This window comes from Rhodococcus sp. 7Tela_A2 (assembly GCF_049311045.1).
Taxonomy (GTDB): Bacteria; Actinomycetota; Actinomycetes; order Mycobacteriales; family Mycobacteriaceae; genus Rhodococcus.
The window spans coordinates 1-18,015 of record NZ_JAXION010000021.1; the positions used below are offsets into that span (position 1 = coordinate 1).

An 18,015-nucleotide genomic window follows, 5' to 3' on the forward strand; every position below is an offset into this window, starting at 1 on the left:
GGCCCAGGGCCCGGACGACGACGATCAGGACGAGCATCCCCGTCGCCGCCGCCGTGGACGTCGTGGCCGTGGCCGTGGACGCGGTGACAGCGGCGAGAACGATCAGCACGACGACACCTCCTCCGAACACGAGGAGAAGAGCGGCAAGGACGACGACCGGACCGAGACCGGCCCCGCGGCCGACTCGGGCGACGACCGGCACGGCAAGCCGGCTGCCGCAGACGAGGAACCGTCGGACCAGACCAAGACGGACCAGAACAAGTCGGACCACGCCGACTCGGACGACGACTCCGAGGACGACGAGCACAGCGACGGCACGTCGCGTCGCCGTCGCCGCCGTCGTCGCCGCCGCGGATCGGCCGATTCCGACACCGACACGTCGGGCGACGACGATGCAGTTCCCACCGTCGTGCACGAGCGGGAGCCGCGGCCCAAGGCGCGCGTCAAGGACGAGGTGCAGGGCATCAGCGGCTCGACGCGCCTCGAAGCCAAGCGACAGCGTCGCCGGGACGGTCGGGAAGCCGGCCGTCGCCGTCCCCCGATCCTCACCGAGTCGGAGTTCCTGGCACGCCGTGAGTCCGTGGACCGGGTCATGGTGGTCCGCGAGCGCACCTCCGGTGCCCATGCGGGAATGACGCAGGTCGCCGTGCTCGAAGACGGCATCCTCGTCGAGCACTTCGTCACGACCTCCGGGTCGGCGTCGATGGTCGGCAACATCTACCTCGGTCGCGTGCAGAACGTGCTGCCGTCCATGGAAGCCGCCTTCATCGACATCGGACGCGGCCGCAACGGCGTGCTCTACGCCGGTGAGGTCAACTGGGAGGCTGCCGGCCTGGGAGGAAACTCCCGCAAGATCGAGCAGGCGCTCAAGCCGGGCGACATGGTGGTGGTCCAGGTCAGCAAGGACCCCGTCGGCCACAAGGGCGCGCGTCTGACCACCCAGATCAGCCTGGCCGGCCGATTCCTCGTCTACGTCCCGGGTGGATCGTCGACCGGGATCAGCCGGAAGCTGCCGGACACCGAGCGCAAGCGGCTCAAGGACATCCTGCGGGAGATCGTTCCGGCAGAAGCCGGGGTCATCATCCGCACCGCTGCGGAAGGCGTCAGCGAGGACGAACTGGCGCACGACGTGACCCGTCTGCAGTCGCAGTGGGACACGATCAGCGCCCAGGCCGACAAGGTGCAGGCCGAGGCCTCCGGGCAGCCGAAGGCGCTGTACGAGGAGCCCGACCTTCTTGTGAAGGTCGTCCGCGACCTGTTCAACGAGGACTTCTCGAAGCTGGTCATCGAGGGCGACAACGCCTGGAACACGGTCGAGTCCTACATCCGCACGGTCGCACCCGACCTGCTGCCGCGCGTGGAGCGGTACCGCTCCAACAACTCGGTGGACGTGTTCGGTGCTCACCGCATCGACGAACAGCTGGCGAAGGCGCTCGATCGTAAGGTGTGGTTGCCCTCGGGCGGCACGCTCGTGATCGACCGCACCGAAGCAATGACCGTCGTCGACGTCAACACGGGCAAGTTCACCGGCTCGGGCGGCAACCTCGAGGAAACCGTCACCCGCAACAACATCGAAGCGGCGGAAGAGATCGTCCGTCAGATGCGGCTGCGCGACATCGGCGGCATGATCGTGGTCGACTTCATCGACATGGTGCTCGAGTCCAACCGCGACCTGGTGCTGCGCCGTCTCACCGAAGCCCTCGGACGGGACCGCACCCGCCATCAGGTGTCGGAAGTCACCTCACTGGGCTTGGTGCAGATGACGCGCAAGCGTCTCGGTACCGGTTTGGTCGAGGCGTTCTCCACCACTTGTGAGCACTGCAACGGACGCGGCATCATCGTGCACTCGGAGCCGATCGAGTCCAAGCCGCACGAGGAGTCGACGCGTTCGCAGGGCGGCGGTTCGCGGCGCAAGCGGGGGCGCGACAAGAGTGCTCCGGAACCCGTCGCCGAGGTGGTCGTGGAAGAGACCGTCGCCCCGGCACCCTCGCAGGAGGAGCTGGCCAGGCGCGCGGCTCATCCTGTGGCGCTCGCCATGGCCTCGCACCACCCGGAGCACAGCGATTCCGACTCCGCTGATGCTGCTGTGGCCGACTCCACCGACGCTCCTGTCGCCGAGTCCGCGAACGCGGGAGCAGACGCTCCGGCGACGCAGCCACCGGCCGGCCAGGAGGGCGACCCGGTGAAGATCTCCGAGCCGTTGCGGGCAGCCGATCCCGGCCGGATCGCCGACGCCGCCCGGAGCGAATCCGGCACCGGAGAGGACGCGACTACGGTCACGACCCCTGCGGACGAGCCGGAGGAGGTCGCGGAGGAGATCGCTGCGGCCGAGGCTGCGGTCGCGAAGTCGGCCCCGAAGAGTGTTGAGGCGGAGCAGGTTTCCGCGCCGGAATCCGACTCGGAGCCCGCTCCCCGTCGTCGTCGCGCGCGCCGTGTGGCACGCCCGGCAGCACCTGCCGGGGACGCGGACGCCGCTGCGACGGTGTTCGTCCTGCCGGCCCCGGCCGCCGACTCGACGCCGGTGACGCCTCCGGCCACCACGCCGGTGTCGACGCCCGAGGACGCGCCTTCGAGCGCCGACGAACCTGCCGTCAAGGTGGTCCGCAGGACACGTTCACGGCGGGCTGCGGGACGCCCCGCGGGTCCGCCCGTTGACGCCGAAGCATGACGGGTCTCCCCCGCCCCGGCCCGGCCCGGGCCGGGGGAGCTCGGCCCGGTTTGACCCTGGCCGCCACTTTCCCGTAATCTTGTTCAGTCGCTACTCGGCGATACTGCCCAGCCGCGCCTGGACTCAGGATGGCGGCGGGACCGAGTAAGCACCATACAGACCAGTCGCGACCGCAAGACTGTGGCGCGAGCACGTTCGAAGAAGCAAGGGGTAGCCGTCCGATGGCAACGTACGCGATCGTCAAGACCGGCGGTAAGCAGTACAAGGTCGCTGAAGGCGACCTCGTCAAGGTCGAGAAGATCGAGGGTGAGCCCGGCGCTGCTGTCTCGCTTGCTCCGGTCCTCGTCGTCGACGGATCCGAGCTGACCACCGACGCCGACAAGCTGGCGAAGGTATCGGTCACCGCCGAGATCGTCGAGCAAACCAAGGGCCCGAAGATCCACATCCACAAGTTCAAGAACAAGACCGGGTACCACAAGCGCCAGGGCCACCGTCAGAAGCTGACGGTCGTCAAGGTCACCGGCATCAAGTAACTCGAGCTTCGAGCTTCAACCCCCAGGAGGGTTCGTCATGGCACACAAGAAGGGTGCATCAAGCTCCCGTAACGGTCGCGATTCGAACGCCCAGCGCCTCGGCGTCAAGCGTTTCGGCGGCCAGTCCGTCAGCGCCGGTGAGATCCTCGTGCGTCAGCGCGGCACCCACTTCCACCCCGGTGTGAACGTGGGACGCGGCGGCGACGACACGCTGTTCGCCCTCGAAGCGGGTGCTGTCGAGTTCGGCACCAAGCGTGGACGCAAGACGGTCAACATCGTCCCGGTCGCGGCAGACGCCTGATCTGCCGTCCGAACAGGACACTGCGAGGGTTTCCTCGCGACATACTCCCAATAGGGGCGGGCCAGGGTCGCACACACCCTGTCCCGCCCTTGTTGGTTTTCCACACAGCACGTTTCGCCAGTACATATCGGGAAGCTTCGCCAGTTCTCGCACGGAAAGAGGTCCATCCATGTCCCGCTTCATCGACCGGGTTGTGCTGCACGTCAGCGCCGGTAAGGGTGGCAACGGTTGCGCCTCCGTCCATCGCGAGAAGTTCAAGCCCCTCGGCGGCCCCGACGGCGGCAACGGAGGAAACGGCGGTGACGTCGTCCTCGAGGTGAGCGGCAACGTCCACACGCTGCTCGACTTCCACTTCCACCAGCACGCGAAGGCAACCAACGGCACGCAGGGTGCCGGTGGCAACCGCAGCGGTGCCAACGGCAACGACCTGGTGCTCGAGGTCCCGGACGGAACCGTCGTGCTCGACACCGACGGCAACGTCCTCGCCGACCTCGTCGGCGTCGGCAGCCGGTTCATCGCTGCGCAGGGCGGCCGAGGCGGCCTCGGCAACGCGTCCCTCGCCTCCAAGGCGCGCAAGGCCCCCGGCTTCGCGCTGCTCGGCGAGGAGGGCGAAGAACGTGAACTCGTCCTGGAACTGAAATCCGTCGCGGATGTCGGTCTGGTCGGGTTCCCGTCGGCCGGCAAGTCGTCGCTCGTGTCCGTGCTGTCCGCGGCCAAACCCAAGATCGCCGACTACCCGTTCACCACGCTCGTTCCGAACCTCGGTGTGGTCCAGTCCGGCGACACCACCTTCACCGTCGCCGATGTGCCCGGACTGATCCCGGGCGCAAGCCAGGGCCGCGGTCTCGGCCTCGATTTCCTGCGGCACATCGAGCGCTGCGCGGTGCTCGCGCACGTCGTGGACTGCGCGACCATGGACCCGGGTCGCGACCCGATCTCCGACGTCGACGCCCTCGAAGCCGAACTCGCGGCATACCAGCCCGCGCTGTCCGGCGACAACAGCCTCGGTGACCTCGCGGACCGGCCCCGCATCGTCGTCCTCAACAAGGCGGATGTTCCCGACGCCGCCGAACTCGCCGAGTTCGTCCTGCCCGAGTTCGAGAAGCGCGGCTGGCCGGTGTTCACCGTGTCCGCGGTGACCCACGAAGGTCTGCGGCCCCTCACGTTCGCGCTCGCGAAGATGGTCGAGGAGTACCGCGAGGCGCATCCGCCCGCGGAGCCCACCCGTCCGGTGATCCGCCCGATCGCGCGCAACGAGACCGGCTTCACCGTCGTTCCCGATCCCGAAGTTCCCGGTGGATTCATCGTGCGCGGCGAGCGCCCGGAGCGCTGGGTCCGCCAGACGGCGTTCGACAACGACGAAGCCGTCGGCTACCTCGCCGACCGGCTGGCACGGCTCGGCGTCGAGGCCAAGCTGGTCAAGATGGGCGCGCAGCCCGGCGCCTCGGTCACCATCGGCGACGTCAGCTTCGACTGGGAGCCGCAGACCGCAGCCGGTGTCGACGTCGTGCGCACCGGGCGAGGCACCGACGCCCGCCTGGACCAGGTCGATCGCGTCGGCGCCGAAGAACGCCGCCATGCCAAGAAGGTCCGTCGGGGGCTCGCTTCCGACGACGACGACTTCTGATCTTTTCGAGGAGAGTTGTGAGCGACACGCGAGAGGTCATCTCCGACGCACGCAGCGTGGTGGTCAAGATCGGCTCGTCGGCGATCACCAGCCTGGTGGGCGGCCTCGATCGTGGCAGGCTCGACCGGCTCGCAGACGCGATCGAGTCGCGGATGCGGTCGGGTTCGAGCGTCGTGGTGGTGTCGTCCGGGGCTGTCGGCGCCGGACTCGCGCCGCTGGGACTCACCACGCGGCCCCGCGATCTGGCCACGAAGCAGGCGGCGGCCAGCGTCGGGCAACTCGCCCTCGCTCACGCGTGGGGCACCTCCTTCGCCCGGTACGACCGGACCGTCGGACAGGTGCTGCTCACCGCGGACGACATCGCCCGCCGCACCCAGCACCGGAACGCCCAGCGCACCCTCGATCGTCTGCGCGCCCTCGGGGCCGTGCCGATCGTGAACGAGAACGACACCGTCGCGACCGCGGAACTGCGGTTCGGTGACAACGACCGGCTCGCGGCTCTCGTCGCGCATCTCGTCGGTGCGGACGCGCTGATCCTGCTGTCGGACGTCGACGGACTGTACGACGGTGATCCACGGAAGGGTGGGGCTCACTTCATTCCGGAAGTCACCAGTCCGGAAGACCTCGACGGTGTCGTCGCCGGGTCGGGCGGCGCACTCGGTACCGGGGGCATGGCCTCCAAACTGTCCGCTGCGCGGCTCGCCGCGGACTCCGGTGTGCCGGTGCTGCTTGCCGCGGCATCGGACGCTGCCCGGGCACTGACCACCGCGGACGTCGGGACGGCGTTCTCGGCCCGCCCCGATCGTCTGTCTGCCCGGCTGTTCTGGGTGCGGCACGCCGCCGATACCCACGGCGCGCTGCATCTCGACGAGGGTGCCGTCCGCGCGGTCGTCGATCGCCGCCGGTCGTTGCTGCCCGCCGGAATCACCGGTACCAGTGGCAATTTCCACGCCGGCGATGTTGTTGCCCTCATCGCTCCGGACGGCCGCACCGTGGCCCGCGGCGTGGTTGCCTACGACGTGGCCGAACTCGATTTCATGATCGGTTTCTCCACCCGGAACCTGCCGGCCGATCTGCATCGTCCCGTGGTGCACGCGGACGATCTGGTGCGAATCTAGCTGTTACGCAGTCGGTGTCGGCTCGGCGACGCGGGATGTCAACGCCGCGAGCGATTCCGACGTTCCTGCCTCGATCTTGAGTGCGGCGAGAGAGTCACCGCGCGTCGGTCCCCGGTTGATGATCGCCACCGGTATGTCGCGTGCAACGGCGTGCCGCACGAACCGCAACCCGGACTGCACGGTCAGGGAACTCCCGGCGACGACGAGTGCGTCGGCCTCGTCTATCACCCGGAAGGCTTCGTCTACGCGCGGCCGGGGCACGATCTCGCCGAAGTACACGATGTCCGGTTTCAGCATCCCGCCACATCGTTCGCAGTCGACCACGACGAAGCCGTCGGTATCGGCCACGACCGCGTCCGCGTCGGGCGCCACCTCGAGTCCCGTGATCGCGCGGGCGCGTTCGGCAAACCCCGGGTTGGCGCCGGTGAGGCGTTCGTGGAGGGTGAATCGGGAGATCCTATGCTGACAGGCCAGGCAGCGAACCTGCGCGTACGTGCCGTGCAGATCGATGACGCGGCGACTGCCCGCCTTGGTGTGCAGGAGATCGACATTCTGGGTGATCACGCCGGTGACGCACCCGGCGTGCTCGAGCGCGGCCAGGGCGCGATGACCGACGTTGGGGCGGGCGGCGTCCATATGCCTCCAGCCCACGTGGTTGCGTGCCCAGTAGCGGCGCCGGAACACCGGGTCTCCGACGAACTGCTGGATCGTCATCGGGTTACGCGGCGGAGAATCCGGTCCGCGGTAGTCCGGAATGCCGGAGTCGGTGGAGACGCCGGCGCCGGTGAGCACGGCGACCCGCTTGCCGTCCACCAGGGACCACAGGGAGTCGAGGGAAGGTCGAACGTCGATCACCCCTTCTACGGTAGGCCGTCGTTGCCGACCGGCGAGCGGGGGAGCAGTGCACGCACCGCGTCGATCGTGGCCGCCTCTGCCGGCGATTTGTCCGGGCGGTAGCGCAGTACCCGCGCGAATCTGAGCGCCACCCCGCCCGGATAGCGCGTGCTGACCTGGGCACCGTCGAGTTCGATCTCCACTACCAGGCGCGGTTCGAGATAGACGGTGTGCTCGTCCCGGTGCGACTCGTGTAGCGGGAATTCGGCTGTCTGCCACCGCAGCAACTCGTCGGTGAGGCCCTTGAACGTCTTTCCCACCATGATCGGCGGGCCGCCGTCGGGATCGCGCGCGCCCAGATGCAGGTTCGACAGATATCCGGTCCGGCGCCCATAACCCCACTCGGCGGCCAGCACCACCAGATCGAGTGTGTGCTCGGGTTTGACCTTCTGCCACGCGCGTCCGCGCCGACCCGCGTTGTAGGGGGACGTGAGGGATTTCACCATGACGCCTTCGTGCCCGTGATCGAGCGACGCCGCGAGGTGCGCCTGCGCACGCTCCGGGCCGGGCGCCGTCACCGCAGGTATCCGGTGTCGCGCGGCCACACGGTCGAGGGCGGCGAGTCGTTCGGACAGGGGAGCGTCGAGGAGGTCGTCTCCGTCGAGGTGCAGGCAGTCGAAGAAGTACGGATGCAGCAGCAGTTCGCGCTCGCTGCGTGCGCCGAATCGGCTCATCGTCTCCTGGAAGGGGCGGGGACGGCCGGAATCGGTCAAGGCGAGCGTCTCCCCGTCGAGCACCACACTGGTGCACGGCAGGCCGGCGACGAGGTCGACCAGTTCCGGTACGGACCCGGTGATGTCGCGCAACGTACGCGTGAAGATCCGTACCTCGTCTCCCGCACGATGTACCTGGATGCGTGCGCCGTCGAGTTTGTACTCCACACTCACCTCGCCGCCGAGTTCGGTGAGCGCGGAGGTGAGGGACTCGGCCGGCGAGGCAAGCATGGGCCGTACCGGCCGGCCCACCTCGATCCGGAACGCGGCCAGGGCGTCGAGCCCGCCCTCGAAGGCCGCCGCTGCCGTGCCGCTGAGTTGTCCGGAGAGCATGAAGGCGCGCCGCACCGCGTCGAGGGGAAGGTCTGCTGCCGCGGCCACGGCATCGGTCATCACCCCTTCGAGCGCCCCTTGACGTAGATCGCCGCCGAGCAGACGAACGAGGAAATGCTGTTCGCCGGCGGTTGCGCGTGAGAACAATTCGTCGAGCTGTGCTCGACGTGTCGCAGCAGAACCCGGGCCCGACGTCGTCGCGAGGGAGTCGAGGATCGCGGCCACCTCGGAGACCTCGAGCGTCGCCGTGCCGGCCGGCGACAGATCGAGGCCCGCGAGCGTGCGGAAACCGACTCCGATCCGTCCTTGGGCCAGCTCCCCGGACAGCCACGACACCACCGATTCGACTTCGGCCGGATCGGCGCGCACGAGCAATGCGCGCAACGCCTCGGTCTTCGCGCGCCGTGAGCGGGTCCCCGCCACCGCGTCCGATGTCTCCACCACGCTCTCGAGCAACACAGCTCGACGGTAACGCGCGGCAGGGAGCACGGCACCGGAAAGTGCTGCGGTGTGGTGTCCGGCGCGCGAGGATGGGTGCACGCCGGCGGGCCGCACGCGGTGGCCCGTGGGTACACGAGGAGGGACCGCATGGGGAAGGACTCGTCGGAAGCCGTCGAACTCGAAGCCGACGGCCGTACGGTTCGGCTGTCGCATCCCGAGCGTGTGTACTTCCCCGAAGTCGGTGTCACCAAGCTCGACATCGCGAACTATTACCTGGCCGTGGGCGACGGCATCGTCCGCGCCTTGCGGGAACGGCCGTGCATGCTGCACCGGTTTCCGTCCGGCATCGAGGGGGAGAAGGTGCACCAGAAGCGGCTTCCCCAGGGCGCGCCGGACTGGGTCGACACCGTCCGGGTCCACTTTCCGCGCTACAACCGCGACGCGGACGAGTTGTGCGTCACCCGCGTCGCCGACGTGGTGTGGGCCGTCCAGATGTCCACGGTCGAGTTCCATCCCTGGAACTCGCGCCGCGCCGACGTCGAACGTCCCGACGAGTGGCGCATCGACCTGGACCCGATGCCCGACTGCGGATTCGATCGCGTGGTGCGCGTGGCCGGAGTGGTACAGGAAGTCCTCGCCGAACTGGGCGCGGTCGGCTGGCCGAAGACGTCGGGTGGCCGGGGACTGCACGTCTACGTCCGGATCGAGCCCCGATGGGGGTTCGACGACGTACGCCGGGCCGCATGGGCATTCGCGCGGGAAGTCGAACGACGAGCGCCCCGGGACGTGACGACCACCTGGTGGCGTAAGGACCGCGACCAGTCGGCCGTGTTCGTCGACTACAACCAGAACGCGCGCGACCACACCCTCGCGAGCGCGTACTCGATTCGCGGGGTGGCCGACGCCCGTGTCTCGACGCCGGTCCGCTGGGAGGAAGTGCCCGATGTCGACCCGCGGGAATTCACGGTCGCGACCGTCCCGGACCGGTTCGCGAAATACGGGGACCTGCACGCGGGGATCGACGACGCCGTCTTCTCGCTCGACGCTCTTCTCGAATGGGCCGACCGGGACGAGGCGGAGAACGGGGATATCGGTCGCGCCGGTTCGTGACCCCGCACCGAGGCGCGCTCAGTACCCGGCGCTCGGGTCGATCACAGCGACGGGATCGAGCCCGGACGCGAACCGGGTGACGTTCTCCGTGACGTGCTCGAGGTAGGCGGGGATGCGTACCGCCGGGGGGTTGGAGTCGTGGGGTGTGATCATCGCATTCGGCATCGACCAGAGGGGGTGACCGTCGGGGAGAGGTTCCGGGTCGGTGACGTCCAGACCCACTCCCGCGATGGTGCCCTGTCGTAGCGCCTCCACCAGTGCCTCGGTATCGATGAGGCGTCCCCGGGCAACGTTGATCACCCACGCGGTGGGTTTCATGGCGGCAAGTTCCGGGGCGCCGACGAGTTGTTCGGTCTCGGTGGTCGAGGGTGCGGCGACGACGAAATGATCTGCGAGGTGCCAGATCTCGTCGATCCTCTCGACGGGGTAGGTTTCGACAGCGCCGGGTACGGGACGGCCGCTGCGGGTCACGGCCAGGGCGCGTGCGCCCAGTGCCGCGAGCATGGGGATCAGTGCCCTGCCGATGCCACCGGCACCGATGATGCCGATGGTGGACCCTCGCAACGTCCCGAGGGTGGGAAAGAAGGCCTCGGGCTCCCAGGAGGTTGCCTCGAGGTGGGCCGGCAGTGCCCGCACCCCGGCGAGCAGCAGCATGAGCGCGTGCTCGGCAACGGTCGCCGAGTACGCACCCGCGGCGGAGGTCCACATCACTTGCGGATGAGCCCGGACGATTCCTTCGGACAGCCAGCGCTCGACCCCGGCCGCCGGAAGCTGAACCCAGCGCACGGACCGGGGGAGCGACTCGGGAAACGAGTCGGGTCCGCCGGTCCAGACCAGCGCGTCGGGCGCGTCGTCCAGGTCGCACACCACCCCACCGCCACTGGTGACGGCTCGGACGAAGCGCTCGTCCGGCGCCGGACCGACAGCAATGCGGGGCGAGCGCTCGAAAGTCATGATTCGACTCTAAGCGCCCGCCCCGCAATTGGTCACGTGCTCGCGTCGCGCGCGGCGACCACCCGGGTGGGTATCAGGCAGGTTCTTCGACGAGCGGGTAGACACCGTTCTCGTCGTGGACCTCGCGACCCGTCACCGGAGGATTGAACACGCACATCATCCGCATCGTCGTGCGCGGCAGGACGCGGTGGCGTTCGTGGCCGTTGAGCAGGTACATCGAACCCGGACCCAGCTCGTACTCCACGTCGTTGTCCAGGTCCTGGAGGGTGCCCTCGCCTTCCACCAGCCACACCGCCTCGATGTGGTTCGCGTAGTGGAACTCGTTGACGGTGCCCGCCTTGATGGTCGTCTCGTGGAACGAGAAACCGACCTTGTCGCCGGCGAGCACGATCCGCTTGCTGGTCCAGTTGCCGTCTTCGGACGTGACGTCGCGATCGGTACCGGAGATCTCTTCAGTCGTACGAACGATCATGGGTGTCGAAAATCCTTAGGGGTGAGGGTTTCTCGGGAAAGGGGGAGCGGACTTCGCTCAGGCCTGCACCTTCGCGGTGGCCTCGGCGAGGATATTGAGTCCGAACTCCAGCTCGTCGTCACTGATGGTCAGCGGCGGAAGGAGCTTGACCACCTCGTCGGACGGCCCCGAGGTCTCCGCGAGAAGACCCTCCTCGAAGGCGAGCTCGCAGACCTTCTGTGCGTTCTCGTGCTTCTCGAACACCAGTCCCTGGACGAGACCGCGACCGCGCGTCGAGACGCCGTCGAACATGTCGGACAGGTTCATGAACGTCTGCCGGATGCGCTCGCCCTTGCGCAGCGTTTCGCGCTCGAGCTTGTCGTCGGCCCAGTAGTGCTCGAGGGCGGCGGTAGCGGTGACGAACGCCGGATTGTTCCCACGGAAGGTGCCGTTGTGCTCGCCCGGACCCCAGACGTCGAGTTCGCGCTTGAACAGCGTCAGCGCCAACGGCAGACCGTAGCCACCGATCGACTTCGACAGCGTGACGATGTCGGGGGTGATCCCGGCGACCTCGAAGGAGAAGAACGGGCCGGTGCGGCCGCATCCCATCTGCACGTCGTCGACGATCAGCAGGATGTCGCGTTCCTGGCACAGATCCGCCAGCGCGCGAAGCCATTCGGGGCGCGCGATATTGACGCCGCCTTCACCCTGAACGGTCTCGACGATGACCGCGGCGGGGCGGTTGAGGCCGCTGCCGGCGTCGTCGAGCACGCGGGAGAACCACTGGAAGTCCTCGGTGACTCCGTTGAAGTAGTTGTCGAACGGCATCGGGGTCGCGTGCACCAGCGGGACGCCGGCACCCGCGCGCTTCATGGAGTTGCCCGTGACCGACAGAGCGCCGAGCGTCATACCGTGGAAGGCGTTGGTGAAGTTGATGACCGACTCGCGCCCGGTGACCTTGCGGGCAAGCTTGAGTGCGGCCTCGACCGAGTTCGTGCCGGTAGGACCGGGGAACTGGACCTTGTAATCGAGCCCGCGGGGCTTGAGCACGAGCTGTTCGAACGTCTCGAGAAGGCGCCGCTTCGCGACGGTGTTCATGTCGAGGCCGTGGGTGATGCCGTCGCTCATGATGTAGTCCACGAGCGCGGACTTGAGGATCGGGTTGTTGTGCCCGTAATTGAGGGCGCCGGCGCCCGCGAAGAAGTCGAGGTAGTCCTTGCCGCTCTCACTGCGGAGCCAGGATCCGGACGCTTTTTCGAATACGGTGGGCCAGCTGCGGCTGTAGCTGCGCACTTCCGACTCGAGATGCGTGAAGATATCCATGTCGCCCGTCGTGCCGGGCTTGTGTTCCAGGATGGTCATGTGGTGGTCCTCCTGCGATATTTAAGAAACTCGAAGTGATCGATACCCGAATCTCGGGTGATCACTCTCCGATCGTGTAAAGATCCTCAGCCAGATGAGAATCCGGAAAATCGTCGGGCGCGAACAAATCGCTCCGGGTGATATGGGTTCCGCGGCGGCGAGCCAATGCGGTGAACATCGCGATCGACGCTGCGTTGTCGGGACTCACCGTGGTCTCGAGGCGGGTGACGCCGAGGGGGGCGAGCCTGTCGAGCAGAGTGTCCAGCATGCGGCCTGCGACGCCACGACCGCGCTGGTCGGCGTCGACGGCGACCTGCCATACGAACAACGTCTGTGGCGACTCGGGTCGCAGGTATCCGGTCACGAAACCGACGGCGCGGTCGTGCTCGTCGGTGGCGACCACGGAAGACTCGGCGAAATCACGGCACCACAACACATACGCGTAACCGGAATTGACATCGAGTACCTGGGAGTCGCGGGCGATCTGCCACAGCCGTTTTCCGTCGGCGATGCGCGGACTCCGGAAACTCAATTCAGCCGGCTCTACAGATGGGGTACTACTTTCCGTAACGGGCTTCATAAGTCCTCGTAACTTAACAAGATTTGATGTCGAATTCACCCGTTTCGCCTGGCTCGGGTGCTAAAGTCCGCGCTTCGTGCAGGTAGGACATGTGGTGTGATACCGGTCACGAACATGTAGCGTCTGGTCTCCTCGTAGCGATTACTTCGGGCTCGCGAGCGCGAACGGCAGCACCGCGTCGGCTCCGGCGGCGACGAGAGTCCTCGCCGCCATCGTGAGCGTCCAGCCGGTGTCGGTCACCGCATCGACGAGAAGGATCGGACCGCGCACTCCGCTGAGATCGGGCGTCTCCCACGCATCGACGAGCGCGGCGATCCGGTATGCCGAATTCGCGGCCGTCGCAGGGGGATGCCCCGTTCGGCGACGTAATACACCTAAATCCTGAAGTCGGCCCAGTTGTGACAGACGCGACGCGAGCGAGGCGGTGAGCACCGGGTGGTCCGGGGACTCGACGGCCATCACCGCGGTGGGTCGTTGCGCCCAATCCCAGGACGCGAGCACTGCCACCGACGCCTGCACCACCGCGTCGGGAACGGGACCGTCCGGAGCGTCGAGAAGCGCACGCAGGCGGGGACCCCAGCCCAGATCCGACAGTCTTCCCAGAACGCGCCCGGGCTCGGGGCCGTCGGTGATGCGGCCCGAGAGCTTCACACCGAGCGTCGCCATGCCCGTCGGCCACTGCCGTCGCGGGGGGAGGTCGACGCCGGGGCGCTCGAGGCGAGCCTTCGTCCTGGCCACCTCCGCCTCGTCCACGACGTCGGACCATCGCGACCCCGTGCAGTTGTCGCACCGGCCGCATCCCGGGGTGTCCGCGGTGAGTTCCGGATCGTCGAGCTGGCGGCGAAGGAAGACCATGCGGCACTCGGTGGTGCGCTCGTACTCGATCATCGCGTTCTGTTCGGCGGTGCGGGCTTCTTCGAGGCGGGCATACCGCTCGGCGTCGTACACCCACGGTTGTCCCGTCGCGATCCAACCGCCCTTCACCCGGCGGACCGCTCCGTCCACGTCCAGCACCTTGAGCACCATCTCGAGCCGTGACCGGTTGAGGTCGACACGCGGCTCCAATGCCTGGGTCGACAGCGGCCGTTCCGGGTCGAGCGCCTCGATGACCCGGCGCACCAGCGACTCTTCCGGGAACGCCACGGAGGCGAACCACTGCCAGATCTGCCGGTCCTCGGGGCCGGGGAGAAGCACGACTTCCGCGCGGTCCGTCGAACGGCCGGCCCGGCCGACCTGCTGGTAATAGGAGATAGGAGAGGACGGCGCCCCGAGATGGACGACGAAGCCCAGATCGGGCTTGTCGAACCCCATGCCCAGCGCCGACGTGGCGACCAGCGCCTTGACGCGGTTGGCCAGAAGGTCCGACTCGAGCTGCTCCCGTTCGGCCGGGTCGGTCTGACCGGTGTACGCGGCGACGGCGTAGCCGTGGTCCGACAGCAGTGCCGCGAGATCGCGTGCGGCCGACACCGTCAGCGTGTACACGATGCCCGAACCCGGAAGCTCGTCCAGATGCTGGGCCAGCCAGGCCGCACGACGAGCCGGTTCGTCGATGCGGACCACCGACAGGTGCAGTGAGGGGCGGTCCAGTCCGCCGCGCAGAACGAGTGTTCCGTCGGACGACGACGCCGGCTCTCCGGGCACACCCGACCGGACCTGAGCGCCGACTCCCAGTTGCGCGGCGACGTCGGCGACCACCCGATCGTTGGCGGTCGCGGTGGTGGCCAGAACCGGCACTCCGTCGCCGAGGTCGGCGACGAGCGTGCGGATACGCCGGTAGTCGGGACGGAAATCGTGGCCCCAGTCCGATACACAGTGCGCTTCGTCCACGACGACGAGACCCGCGTCGCGTGCGAGAGCCGGGAGCACCTGATCGCGGAAGTCGGGGTTGTTGAGCCGTTCCGGACTGACGAGCAGGACGTCGACATCACCGGACCGGATCCGTTCGTGGATCTCGTCCCACTCCGTCATGTTGCCGGAGTTGATGGTCGCGGCCCGCACACCTGCTCGTTCGGCGGCGGCGACCTGGTTGCGCATCAGTGCCAGCAGTGGGGACACGATCACCGTCGGGCCGTGTCCGTGCGCCCGCAGCAGTTTGGCGGAGATGAAATAGACGGCGGATTTTCCCCAACCGGTGCGCTGGACCACGAGTGCCCGGCGGCGCTGGACGACGAGCGCCTCGATCGCGGTCCACTGGTCGTCGCGCAAGCGGGCGTCCGGTCCGGCAAGCTCTCGGAGGAGGTGTTCGGCGTCGTCGCGCAGACCGTCGGTGGGGATGCTCATTGCCCCATCGTGCCCGACATCACCGACTCGTACGGTGGCACTGCGAATCGGAGCGGCCCACCGTCGGCGGGTCGGGTACGCGTTTTTTCACGACGAGTGGCGCGTTCGTTCGGTGAGCGGTGCCGAGTGAGCGACGAACGCATCCAACGGTTGTCCTCCGTCCGCCTGCCCTGCGCCACCGTCCGCGCGACGCGCGGCGCCCGGGAACCTTGTGCGCAGAGCCGAAAGTATCTGTCACACAAGATGTTTGCCCGACAAGGTGGCGTATACGATACGACGCCGGACGCCGGCCGCAACGTGATCGGGATCGCGCCCGTTCGGCGAGTGTGATCGGCGAGTCTCTCGGCCCCTCTATCCTCATCGCCATGCACGCACCCACCCTTTCCTCTGCGCCGTCGAAGGCGGAGACAGTCGCCGGAGTCACCTCCGCGGGCCGCATCCGCAACGAATCCTTCAGGCGCAAGATCGTTTCCGCAGAGGAGGCGGTGCGGCACATTCGCTCCGGCGACACCGTCGCGATCAGTGGCTTCGCGAGCGCGGGTACCCCCAAGCGGGTCACTCCGGCACTGGCCGAGCACATTCGCCGTGCTCGGGCGGGCGGTGACGACTTCACGATCAATCTTCTCACCGGAGCCTCGGTGTCGACGGAGACCGAACGGTTGCTCGCCGAGGCGGACGGCATCGCTCTGCGCATGCCGTACCAAGCCGAGCCGACCGCGCGCGGACGTATCAACGACGGCCGCATGGATTACGTCGACATCCACCTGTCGCACGTGGCGCAGCAGGTGTGGGAGGGCTACTACGGGCACGTCGACGTCGCGGTCGTCGAAGTCTCCGGCATCACCGAGTCCGGTGAACTGATCCCCGCCACCTCCGTGGGAAACAACAAGACGTGGCTCGATGTCGCCGAGAAGATCGTGCTCGAGGTCAATTCCTGGATCCCCGATGCCATGGCCGGTGTCCACGACATCTACTACGGCACCGCGCTCCCGCCGCACCGCACCCCGATCCACCTCACCGATGTCGAGGACCGGATCGGGCAGCAGACCTTCCGGGTCGACCCGGCGCGCGTGGTCGCGGTGGTCGAGACCGATGTGTCGGACAGCGCGAACCCGCTGACGGCGCCGGACGCGACCAGTCAGGCCATCGCCGGGCATGTGCTCGACTTCTTCGCGCACGAGGTGGCCGCCGGGCGCCTCCCCGCCGACACTCTGCTGCCGCTGCAGTCCGGTGTCGGCAACGTTGCCAACGCGGTGCTCGCCGGGCTCTCCAGCGGGCCGTACCGCGGGCTGACGTGCTACTCGGAGGTCATCCAGGACGGCATGCTGGAACTCATCGCGAACGGGACGGTGCGCTACGCGTCGTCCACCGCCCTCGCGCTGTCCGAGGCGGGCCTCGACGAGTTCGTGCGCAACATCGACTTCTACCGCAACCACATCGTGCTGCGCCCCCAGGAGATCAGCAACCATCCCGAGATCGTGCGCAGGCTCGGGATCATCGCCATGAACGGGATGCTCGAGGCCGACATCTACGGCAACGTCAATTCCACCCATGTCATGGGCACGCGCATCATGAACGGCATCGGTGGCTCGGGTGACTTCACCCGCAACGGTTACCTGTCGATGTTCCTCAGCCCGTCGACCGCGCGCAACGGCGCGATCTCCTCGATCGTGCCGATGGTGCCGCACGTCGACCACACGGAACACGACGTCCAGGTGATCGTCACCGAACAGGGCCTCGCCGACGTGCGCGGCCTGTCGCCGCGCCGGCGGTCCCGGGTGGTCATCGAGCGTTGTGCCCATCCCGATTTCCGGGCGGAACTACACGACTACGTCGATCGGGCCGAGGCGCTGCCCGGGGCCGGTCAGACGCCACACCTTCTCGACGAGGCGTTCTCGTTCCACAGCCGGTTCCAGCGCACCGGCACGATGCGCGCGGCCGCCGGACAGTAACGGCACAGCCGCATCGGCAGCGGGTGACGGTTCAGGGCCCGCCGATCGGGGCGGGATCGATCTCCTGCTGGGGGAGCGTCTCGGCAATGGATGCCGAAACGTCCTGCAGCGGTGTCGGTCCCGACCCGTTGGGTACCGTCAGCGCGATGTAGACGGGACGGTCGACGGCGAACCACGTGCTCGCGTCGATGCCCTGCTGTGCGCCCGAGATCTCGAACCACTGGACCTGGTCGATGACCGTCAGCGCCGCGGCCTGATCGAATTCGGCGGGCCGCTCGAGTCCGCATCGCAACACGACCTCCGCGCCGTCTGCGGACTGCCACGCCGCGGCGCCGGCCGGTGCGGGATCGGCGAGTTCGGCGCGCGTGTAGTCGCCGAGATCCTCGGGCAGCGCGCCGAGCAGTGAGGTGCAGGATTCCGACTCGGCGTCGGGGGCGGGCACCGGACCCAGCCCGACCGGAGAGTTGACCGGGGTGCGCGCGACGAACACGGCGGCAACCACCACGCCCACCAGCAGTGCCACCGGCAGCGCGATCGCAGTCGCGATCAGTGCGGGATGGCGACGCGGTTCGGAGGGTGTCGTCTGCTCGGACCCGGCGGTGTCGGCGGGTTCCTGCTCGTCAGGACCCTGGTCGCCGGGTTCCTGCTCGGAAGAATGTGTGTTGTTCATGGTGTCCAGCGTCGGAGGGATGATGTCG

Annotated in this window: 15 protein-coding genes; 7 read left to right on the forward strand and 8 right to left on the reverse strand. The window is 67.9% G+C overall.

Annotated elements, in window-relative coordinates:
• From TVH25_RS06165 to proB, 5 genes are all read left to right on the forward strand, one after another.
• Window positions 1–2,668, forward strand: a 2,668-nt coding sequence (locus TVH25_RS06165; protein WP_422423602.1) for an Rne/Rng family ribonuclease, incomplete at its 5' end; no start/stop codon positions are given.
• A 221-nt stretch (window positions 2,669–2,889) separates the two neighbouring features.
• The gene (gene rplU / locus TVH25_RS06170) at window positions 2,890–3,201 is read left to right on the forward strand and encodes a 50S ribosomal protein L21 (protein ID WP_072698676.1); all 312 of its coding nucleotides are present in this window, start codon (window positions 2,890–2,892) and stop codon (window positions 3,199–3,201) included.
• A 37-nt stretch (window positions 3,202–3,238) separates the two neighbouring features.
• On the forward strand, window positions 3,239–3,502 hold the full coding sequence (rpmA, locus tag TVH25_RS06175; protein WP_169620503.1) for a 50S ribosomal protein L27: 264 nt from the start codon (window positions 3,239–3,241) through the stop codon (window positions 3,500–3,502).
• A gap of 169 nt (window positions 3,503–3,671) precedes the next feature.
• Complete coding sequence (obgE, locus tag TVH25_RS06180) at window positions 3,672–5,129, forward strand: GTPase ObgE (RefSeq protein WP_169620504.1); 1,458 nt, start codon at window positions 3,672–3,674, stop codon at window positions 5,127–5,129.
• Between the two features lie 17 nt (window positions 5,130–5,146).
• Window positions 5,147–6,247, forward strand: coding sequence for a glutamate 5-kinase (gene proB / locus TVH25_RS06185; protein ID WP_296550944.1), 1,101 nt, complete (start codon window positions 5,147–5,149; stop codon window positions 6,245–6,247).
• Between the two features lie 3 nt (window positions 6,248–6,250).
• On the opposite strand, the gene TVH25_RS06190 is transcribed toward proB, so the two are convergent.
• Entirely contained in the window at window positions 6,251–7,099 is an 849-nt protein-coding gene (locus TVH25_RS06190) for an NAD-dependent protein deacetylase (protein ID WP_422423613.1), read from the reverse strand.
• Between the two features lie 8 nt (window positions 7,100–7,107).
• Complete coding sequence (locus TVH25_RS06195; RefSeq protein ID WP_422423603.1) at window positions 7,108–8,646, reverse strand: ATP-dependent DNA ligase; 1,539 nt, start codon at window positions 8,644–8,646, stop codon at window positions 7,108–7,110.
• A gap of 129 nt (window positions 8,647–8,775) precedes the next feature.
• Here TVH25_RS06195 and ligD point away from each other — a divergent pair, with 129 nt between their 5' ends.
• Window positions 8,776–9,738 (forward strand): non-homologous end-joining DNA ligase, encoded by a 963-nt coding sequence (gene ligD / locus TVH25_RS06200; protein ID WP_422423604.1) that lies wholly within the window; start codon window positions 8,776–8,778, stop codon window positions 9,736–9,738.
• 18 nt (window positions 9,739–9,756) lie between these two features.
• Here ligD and TVH25_RS06205 read toward each other — a convergent pair whose 3' ends face one another.
• The 5 genes from TVH25_RS06205 to TVH25_RS06225 all read right to left on the reverse strand — a co-directional run bounded on the left by TVH25_RS06205 (window position 9,757) and on the right by TVH25_RS06225 (window position 15,365).
• Window positions 9,757–10,692, reverse strand: coding sequence for a D-isomer specific 2-hydroxyacid dehydrogenase family protein (locus TVH25_RS06205; RefSeq protein ID WP_169620509.1), 936 nt, complete (start codon window positions 10,690–10,692; stop codon window positions 9,757–9,759).
• A 73-nt stretch (window positions 10,693–10,765) separates the two neighbouring features.
• Window positions 10,766–11,164, reverse strand: a complete 399-nt coding sequence (locus TVH25_RS06210; protein WP_422423605.1) for an ectoine synthase — start codon at window positions 11,162–11,164, stop codon at window positions 10,766–10,768.
• A 57-nt stretch (window positions 11,165–11,221) separates the two neighbouring features.
• On the reverse strand, window positions 11,222–12,505 hold the full coding sequence (ectB, locus tag TVH25_RS06215; protein ID WP_169620511.1) for a diaminobutyrate--2-oxoglutarate transaminase: 1,284 nt from the start codon (window positions 12,503–12,505) through the stop codon (window positions 11,222–11,224).
• A gap of 61 nt (window positions 12,506–12,566) precedes the next feature.
• A complete protein-coding gene (gene ectA, locus TVH25_RS06220; protein WP_169620512.1) occupies window positions 12,567–13,085 on the reverse strand; it encodes a diaminobutyrate acetyltransferase in 519 nt (172 codons plus the stop codon).
• 141 nt (window positions 13,086–13,226) lie between these two features.
• A complete protein-coding gene (locus TVH25_RS06225) occupies window positions 13,227–15,365 on the reverse strand; it encodes a RecQ family ATP-dependent DNA helicase (protein WP_169620513.1) in 2,139 nt (712 codons plus the stop codon).
• Between the two features lie 365 nt (window positions 15,366–15,730).
• On the opposite strand from TVH25_RS06225, the gene TVH25_RS06230 reads away from it, so the two are divergent.
• Window positions 15,731–17,317, forward strand: coding sequence for an acetyl-CoA hydrolase/transferase family protein (locus TVH25_RS06230; protein WP_169620514.1), 1,587 nt, complete (start codon window positions 15,731–15,733; stop codon window positions 17,315–17,317).
• A gap of 31 nt (window positions 17,318–17,348) precedes the next feature.
• Here the strand turns inward: TVH25_RS06230 and TVH25_RS06235 are convergent, their stop codons facing one another.
• Window positions 17,349–17,987 (reverse strand): DUF3515 domain-containing protein, encoded by a 639-nt coding sequence (locus TVH25_RS06235; protein ID WP_169620515.1) that lies wholly within the window; start codon window positions 17,985–17,987, stop codon window positions 17,349–17,351.
• Window positions 17,988–18,015 lie beyond the last annotated feature (28 nt).

Bases quoted from the DNA above. Each gene is read 5' to 3' on its own strand.
- TVH25_RS06210 (WP_422423605.1), bottom strand. From the start codon at position 11,164: ATGATCGTTCGTACGACTGAAGAGATCTCCGGTACCGATCGCGACGTC.
- rplU (WP_072698676.1), top strand. From the start codon at position 2,890: ATGGCAACGTACGCGATCGTCAAGACCGGCGGTAAGCAGTACAAGGTC.
- rpmA (WP_169620503.1), top strand. From the start codon at position 3,239: ATGGCACACAAGAAGGGTGCATCAAGCTCCCGTAACGGTCGCGATTCG.
- TVH25_RS06205 (WP_169620509.1), bottom strand. From the start codon at position 10,692: ATGACTTTCGAGCGCTCGCCCCGCATTGCTGTCGGTCCGGCGCCGGAC.
- TVH25_RS06225 (WP_169620513.1), bottom strand. From the start codon at position 15,365: ATGAGCATCCCCACCGACGGTCTGCGCGACGACGCCGAACACCTCCTC.
- TVH25_RS06235 (WP_169620515.1), bottom strand. From the start codon at position 17,987: ATGAACAACACACATTCTTCCGAGCAGGAACCCGGCGACCAGGGTCCT.
- obgE (WP_169620504.1), top strand. From the start codon at position 3,672: ATGTCCCGCTTCATCGACCGGGTTGTGCTGCACGTCAGCGCCGGTAAG.
- ligD (WP_422423604.1), top strand. From the start codon at position 8,776: ATGGGGAAGGACTCGTCGGAAGCCGTCGAACTCGAAGCCGACGGCCGT.
- TVH25_RS06230 (WP_169620514.1), top strand. From the start codon at position 15,731: ATGCACGCACCCACCCTTTCCTCTGCGCCGTCGAAGGCGGAGACAGTC.
- ectB (WP_169620511.1), bottom strand. From the start codon at position 12,505: ATGACCATCCTGGAACACAAGCCCGGCACGACGGGCGACATGGATATC.
- ectA (WP_169620512.1), bottom strand. From the start codon at position 13,085: ATGAAGCCCGTTACGGAAAGTAGTACCCCATCTGTAGAGCCGGCTGAA.